We start from the raw sequence: 6,466 nt of genomic DNA, 5'->3' as shown, positions 1-6,466 counted from the left end.
AGGCAAGATGCCTGTTCCACAAAGAATGAGTTTTCTTGTGGGGTGTAGGGGTTAGGCATCCTGCCTGCCCTTGGCACGATCAAGAACAGGCAAGATGCCTGTTCCACAAAGAATGAGTTTTCTTGTGGGTTAGGCATCCTGCCTGCCCTTGGCACAAATTTAACGATCGAGAACAGGCAAGATGCCTGTTCCACAAAGAATGAGTTTTCTTGTGGGGTGTAGGGGTTAGGCATCCTGCCTGCCCTTGGCACAAACTTAACGATCGAGAACAGGCAAGATGCCTGTTCCACAAAGAATAAATTTTCTTGTGGGGTAGGCATCCTGCCTGCCCTAGGCACAAACTTAACAACTAGCTCCCCATTCAGCTTATGATTGTTATCACTCCCGTCCTCAAACCCCTTAGCCAAATAACGCTTTCTCCCGGTAGTGTCGTAACTATTTCCAATATAACTTGGCTGGAATTCGAGTCGATTTTGCAGGAATTAGGGGAAAAACGAAGAACCAGAATTGCCTACAGCAACAGTACCTTAGAAATTCTGGTCCCCTTACTAGATCGGGAAATTCCGAAAGATTTAATTTCCGATATTGTAAAAAATTTACTCAAGTCAGCGGGCAGAAGATATGAACCCTTTGGTTCTACTACTTTCAAGGGGGAAGGTGCAGCAGGAGTTGAACCTGATGCTTGCTTTTATATTTTAAATTATCAACGGATGATTGGCCGCCGCCGACTTTTACCGGACGATCCGCCGCCCGATTTAGCAATTGAGACGGATGTTACTTCTAAAACTAAGATCGATGCCTATAAAATTATTGGAGTTCCAGAAGTATGGGTTTACGACAGCGGCCGACTTCGCATTTATTTGCTGCAAGATGGAGAGTATGTAGAATCCGATATGAGTCCGAATTTTCCAGAAATCGCGATCGCCCAACTGATTCCTGCTACAGTGGAACGTGCTTGGCAGGTTGGAAATTTGCAAGCGCTAGAAGAATTTGAAAGTGCGATCCTCTCCGAGGGCTTCGCTAACGGCTAAACTCGTAGAACAGGTTACGCACTTCGCACTTCCTATCCAAAAAATTACACACTTACTACCAAATTGTCAACCCCTAAAGGTCGATAAATTGTATCTCTTTGCTGATAACTCCGCCCCAAAGAACTAATCGCATTTTGCAAATCTTCTACAGACTGACAACTGCCACCCACCGCACCGGCCATCGTTGTAATATGCTCTTCCATCAATGTACCGCCGAGGTCGTTGCAGCCCCATTTCAGCGCTTCAGTAGCTCCATCTAAACCTAATTTTACCCAACTCGGCTGGTGATTGGAAATTAAATTGCCTAAGAAGATTCTCGATACTGCGGTGAGTAACAATGTATCTGCTAAAATTGGTTGGTCGCGGCCGACTCGACTCCGCAAAGGAGCCGGTGCTTGCTGTCCGACAAATGGTAGTAAAATAAATTCTGTGATGCGTGCCCGATAGTTTTGGTCGATCGCAGTTTGTTGGAGCGATCGCACTTTTTCTAAATGCAAAACCTGCTGTTCGGCTGTCTCAATATGCCCGCAAAGCATCGTACTGGTTGTCGGCAAACCCAGACTGTGAGATGTTCCCACAATTTCCAGCCAAGTTGCCGAATTTAGTTTTTCCGGGCAAATCACCCGTCGCACAGAATCGTCGAGAACTTCCGCAGCGGTTCCCGGCATCGAACCAACTCCCGCATCCTGCAAAGCCGAAATTACATAGCTGAAACTAAGATTATCTCCTCTGGCAATAAATTCTATTTCTTGGGGCGAAAAAGCGTGCAAATGCAACTGAGGAAACTTATCCTTAATAGTTTTCACCAATTGCAGATAATAAGGTAAAAATGCGCCGTTGAGCTTAGCTTGAAGATTTAAGCCGCCCTGCATACAAATTTCCGTCGCACCCCGCTGCACTGCATCAGTTGCCTTTTCCTGAATTTGAGCTGCATCTAACCAAAAAGCGCCCTCATCTCCGTTGTCGCGGCGGAATGCACAAAAACTGCAATGCTGCTCGCAAATATTGGTGAAATTAATATTGCGGTTGATAACGTAGGTGACGGTATCCCCTGATTGTCGGCGGCGGAGCAAATCAGCGGTTGCTTGAATAGAAGCTCGCGCATCGGGATCTCTTTGCTGCAAAAGAACCAATGCCTCTGCTGTAGAGATGTTATAACCTTGTAAAGCTCGATCGAGAATTGCATCCACAGTTTTTTTGTTAGCTAAGCTACTGAATTGCTGCCTGGAATTAAGGCGTTTTTATATTTTAACTAATCAATTATGGAGGAACGATATTCTAAAATCTCAAGTCTTACAAAACCATCCTTTACTTTCTGGGAACTGAAATTATGGGCATAAACCAAGCCAATCACCTCTTGCCAGTGCCGTCTGGGCCTTTGCAAATTCCTGCTGTACAGACTTTCAATTCAACTTTTACAGACGCAGGCACACCGCCAATTTATTTTTCCCTGGTCATTCCCACCTACAATGAGTGCAAGAATGTCAAGAGTATTGTGGAAAAATTGAGCCACTTGCTTGATGGCAGTATTCCCGGCAACTACGAATTAATTGTAGTCGATGACAACAGCCCCGATCGCACATGGGAAGTCGCCCTGTCCCTGACACCGGAATATCCGCAATTGCGGGTGATGCGCCGCGAAGACGAGCGGGGACTTTCCACAGCGGTGATTCGCGGGTGGCAGGCCGCTCGGGGCGAGGTTTTGGGCGTCATCGATGCCGACTTGCAGCATCCCCCGGAGACGCTGTTGCAGCTTTTAGCAGAAATTCAGCGGGGAGCCGATTTGGCCGCTGCCAGCCGTCACGTGGCCGAGGGCGGGGTGAGCGACTGGAGCGTTGTCAGGCGATTTTTATCGCGTGGCGCTCAAACCGTGGGGTTGGTGATCCTGCCGGGAGTGGTGGGCCGAGTTTCCGATCCGATGAGTGGCTATTTTATGGTGCGCCGGAGTTGCATAGCAGGCAAAACCATGAATCCTGCTGGTTACAAAATTTTGATTGAAGTTCTCGGCAGGGGCGACATCCGCTGGATTGGAGAAGTTGGTTACGTGTTTCAGGAGCGGCAAGAAGGCGAGAGCAAAGTTACCTGGAAACAGTATATTGAGTATTTGCGACATTTGCTTCGGTTGCGGTTTGCCCGCTGGCCGATGGGCAAGTTTCTGCGGTTTGGCATCGTGGGTTTCAGCGGCGTGTTTGTGAATATGGGGGTTTTGTACGTGCTGCGGGATATCCTCAATTGGGAGCTGACTCGCAGTCTGATCGTTGCTGCTGAATTGGCAATTATCAGTAACTTTTTGTGGAATGATTTGTGGACTTTTGGGGAGATTTCTAAGCGGCAGCCAGGAAAGCGCCAGCGATTGAAACGGCTGTTGAAATTTAATACCATTTGCTTGATGGGTTTGATTTTGAATGTGCTGCTGGTTAATTTGCTGTTTAATGTTTTTGGGATGAATGAATATTTGGCTAATTTAATTGCGATCGCGGCTGTGACTCTGTGGAATTTCTGGATTAATATGAAGTTGAGCTGGCGGGTAACGGAAGTAGATAGGTAATTGATAATGGGTAATTGGTAATTGGTAATTGGTAATTAGTAATGGATCGTTGATAAAATGACTGATGGCTAATGACTAATGACTAATGACTCTTCTTCCCTATGCCTTTGAATGACTGAATTAATGATAAAGAACAAACAACTGTTGTTGCTATTACTGTGGACGGCGATCGCCTTTATTTTGCGATTTGCCAATTTAAACTCTAAACCGCTGTGGACAGACGAGTTTTCGACTCTAGTTTTTAGCTTGGGCAACAGTTTTCGAGGGGTGCATCTCGATCGCGCGATCGATCTTTCTACATTATTACAACCGCTACAATTCAATCCCGCTGCTGGCATTGCAGATGTCCTCAACCATTTGCTGCTAGAAAGCAACCATCCACCAGTGTATTTTATGCTCGCCCACTGGTGGATGCGACTGTTTGAGCCGACCGAGGATAGTTTAGTGTGGATTGGGCGAGCTCTTGCTGCATTATTGGGCGTGATTTCAGTTCCCGCTATCTACTTTTTGGGCAAATTTGCTTTTAGTTCTCGTTTAGTCGGTCAATGTGCGGCCGCGATGATGGCAGTTTCTCCCTACGGCATATATCTCGCTCAAGAAGCTCGCCATTACACTTTAGGAATCTTATTAGTTATTGCCTCTCTTTTTTGCCTCGTATTAGCTGCAAAAAAGCTGCAAGAGCGCGCTAACCTGCCTATTTGGGCGGTGCTGCTTTGGGTAGTTGTTAACTGTTTGGGAATTGCTGTTCACTACTTTTTTGCACTGACTTTGTGTGCGGAAGCAATAGCATTAATTGCTGTAATCTGGCAGCAGTTTAATGGAAAGTTGCCAAGTTCCAACAGCCAGCAGCCTAATATTTGGCAATTTCCAATCCTCTGGCGGTTTTTCGCAGTAGCGATAGGTACTTTAGCTGGCGGTTTAGTTTGGTTGCCGGTATTTTTGTCCAATAAATACGGCAGCGAACTAACTAATTGGATAGTCAGTGGCGATCGCACATTTTTAGATTGGATCGATCCGATTTTTCAAGCTTTAGCTGGATGGATCACAGTCATGTCTCTGCTGCCCGTGGAATCGCCAAATTTGGCAGTAGTAGTTGTATCGGCGATCGTAATGACAATATTTTTTATATTGGTGCTTCCCCTGCTGCGAGGCGCTTTTAACAATTCCTTAAAAACGCCAGATTATCGTTTAGGTACTGTTATTTTCGGCGGATTTGTGCTAGGAGCAATTTTCCTATTTTTCAGCTTTGCATATATTCTGGGGATTGACCTAACTCGCGGCGCACGATACAATTTCGTCTACTTTCCGGGGGTGATATTGCTTTTAGGAGCAACCTTGGCGGTTATTTTTAACACACCTACAGCCAAAAGTCAATGGTTTAATTTTCGGGCGATCGAAGTTCCGGGCAAAAAAGCAGTGGTGCTAATTTTAGTAATGGGTTTTTTTAGCGGTGTCACAGTAAATTCCAATCTCGGCTATCGCAAATATTACAAACCCGACCTTTTAATTCCGATTATCCGCGAAGTCTCGAAAGTTCCCGTGTTAATTGCTACTACTCAAAAGACTCATGTAGAAATAGGAGAGTTGATGGGGATAGGGTGGGAATGGGAAAGAAGTTCGGCAACGGATTTTGTAGCGGATGTAACGGATGTAACGGATGTTAGGAAGAAAGAAGAAGTTAAAGCCTTTGATTCTCCGCTGTTTCTTTTGGCTAATCAGAGAAGGGATGGGCCGGAAATAGCGGCAGGGACACTTGACAAAACACTCAGTCAATTAGAACGCCCGCTAGATTTGTGGTTGGTTAATTTTCGCGCACCTGTCAATCTAGAAGCACAAAAGTGTCAGGTTGAATCGCGCGATTTGCCTGCGGTGGATGGGTATGAATATCAAGTTTATCATTGTTCCTGATTTGGCGATCGCCCGCAACGACAGTCCGATCGATTAGGGAGATTGATCGATAAATTTAGGACTCATATCATGTCCGATCGATCGCCCATAATACAATTGCCGGGGCGGGTTTGTGAGATTGTCCGTTTTTGGCAAATATTATTTGTGAACCCGCCCCTACAGGAATCAGGGTAATCGACCGGACATGATATCAATAAACGGACATTGCTAAAGCTATTACCAATAAGCATCACCCCGCTGATGTAGATGTAGGGTGCGCTGGGCGCACCTTACCGCTATAAATACGATCGAGACTGTTCAATCAAACGCTAAGAGTCAGCGGCCAAATGTTTAATTAAGACGCTCATCACTTCACCTGGATTTTGAGTTGGGACAAGCGGACTCCAGTCAGAAACGCAGGCAAAATTATCGCGGTGAAAAGAATGAATGACGCGGGAAACAACAGGACGAGAACTGATAATGAAAAGTTTCAAGAGTTCTCGGTTAACTGAAGTTTGCAAGTTTGGTTCTTTAGCAGGGGGCTGATTGAGTTCGGTAGTTGGATTTTCTGGCCCAACCTCGAAAGCAAGTATTAATTCGGTATTGGGTAGCATTTGCCGGATGACTTTCAGGGAAGATTCTGCTTCGCTGCGGCTGCGAAATTGGGCGACGGGTAAGCGCTGAAAGTTGGGCAGCAGTCGGTAAATAATCCAGGCATTCGCAGTTTCTGGGTTGTTCATGGCTGTATTGTAAATTGGGTATGTTTGCCCATAGAAAAGTGACTGAGTTGCACTTTATTGTGAGCGCGATCGAACATCGCGCTACTTCAATAAAGATGCGTCCTAGTTGATGATTTTTCCTCGATTGCCTCAAGAGACATCGGAAACTATATCGTGTTGGCAATAACGCTATGTTAGCTCTAAAATCCACTTTTAGATTGAGTTATTACATAATTTAATTCCATTAGTTAAAGGTTCAAAATAAGCGCTTAAAATAGGCG

General features: G+C 45.6%; 6 protein-coding genes. 3 read left to right on the top strand and 3 right to left on the bottom strand.

The window, feature by feature from the left end; genetic code table 11:
• The coding region (locus QUA16_RS18210; RefSeq protein WP_333104796.1) for a hypothetical protein at positions 1–320 on the bottom strand (320 nt) is incomplete at its 3' end.
• A gap of 48 nt (positions 321–368) precedes the next feature.
• Between QUA16_RS18210 and QUA16_RS18205 the strand changes: the two genes are divergently transcribed.
• Positions 369–1,031: a Uma2 family endonuclease gene (locus tag QUA16_RS18205; protein ID WP_333104797.1), complete on the top strand. Its 663-nt coding sequence runs from the start codon at positions 369–371 to the stop codon at positions 1,029–1,031.
• Between the two features lie 44 nt (positions 1,032–1,075).
• Here QUA16_RS18205 and cofH read toward each other — a convergent pair whose 3' ends face one another.
• A complete protein-coding gene (gene cofH / locus QUA16_RS18200; protein WP_333104798.1) occupies positions 1,076–2,221 on the bottom strand; it encodes a 7,8-didemethyl-8-hydroxy-5-deazariboflavin synthase subunit CofH in 1,146 nt (381 codons plus the stop codon).
• Between the two features lie 140 nt (positions 2,222–2,361).
• On the opposite strand from cofH, the gene QUA16_RS18195 reads away from it, so the two are divergent.
• Both QUA16_RS18195 and QUA16_RS18190 read left to right on the top strand, forming a co-directional pair.
• Positions 2,362–3,579 carry a glycosyltransferase gene (locus QUA16_RS18195; RefSeq protein ID WP_333104799.1) on the top strand — a complete coding sequence of 406 codons (1,218 nt, stop codon included), beginning with the start codon at positions 2,362–2,364 and terminating at the stop codon, positions 3,577–3,579.
• Between the two features lie 123 nt (positions 3,580–3,702).
• Complete coding sequence (locus QUA16_RS18190; protein ID WP_333104800.1) at positions 3,703–5,487, top strand: glycosyltransferase family 39 protein; 1,785 nt, start codon at positions 3,703–3,705, stop codon at positions 5,485–5,487.
• A 308-nt stretch (positions 5,488–5,795) separates the two neighbouring features.
• Here the strand turns inward: QUA16_RS18190 and QUA16_RS18185 are convergent, their stop codons facing one another.
• On the bottom strand, positions 5,796–6,206 hold the full coding sequence (locus tag QUA16_RS18185) for a hypothetical protein (protein ID WP_333104801.1): 411 nt from the start codon (positions 6,204–6,206) through the stop codon (positions 5,796–5,798).
• Positions 6,207–6,466: the final 260 nt, after the last annotated feature.

Origin of the sequence: Microcoleus sp. S13_C3 (genome assembly GCF_036700905.1) — a bacterium.
In the GTDB taxonomy this organism is placed as follows: Bacteria; Cyanobacteriota; Cyanobacteriia; order Cyanobacteriales; family Microcoleaceae; genus Microcoleus.
This window is presented reverse-complemented; position numbering and strand designations above follow the sequence as displayed.

What these genes read in the sequence shown, in the direction of transcription:
- QUA16_RS18195 (WP_333104799.1), top strand. Translation starts at nt 2,362, where the DNA reads ATGGGCATAAACCAAGCCAATCACCTCTTGCCAGTGCCGTCTGGGCCT.
- QUA16_RS18185 (WP_333104801.1), bottom strand. Translation starts at nt 6,206, where the DNA reads ATGAACAACCCAGAAACTGCGAATGCCTGGATTATTTACCGACTGCTG.
- QUA16_RS18205 (WP_333104797.1), top strand. Translation starts at nt 369, where the DNA reads ATGATTGTTATCACTCCCGTCCTCAAACCCCTTAGCCAAATAACGCTT.
- QUA16_RS18190 (WP_333104800.1), top strand. Translation starts at nt 3,703, where the DNA reads ATGATAAAGAACAAACAACTGTTGTTGCTATTACTGTGGACGGCGATC.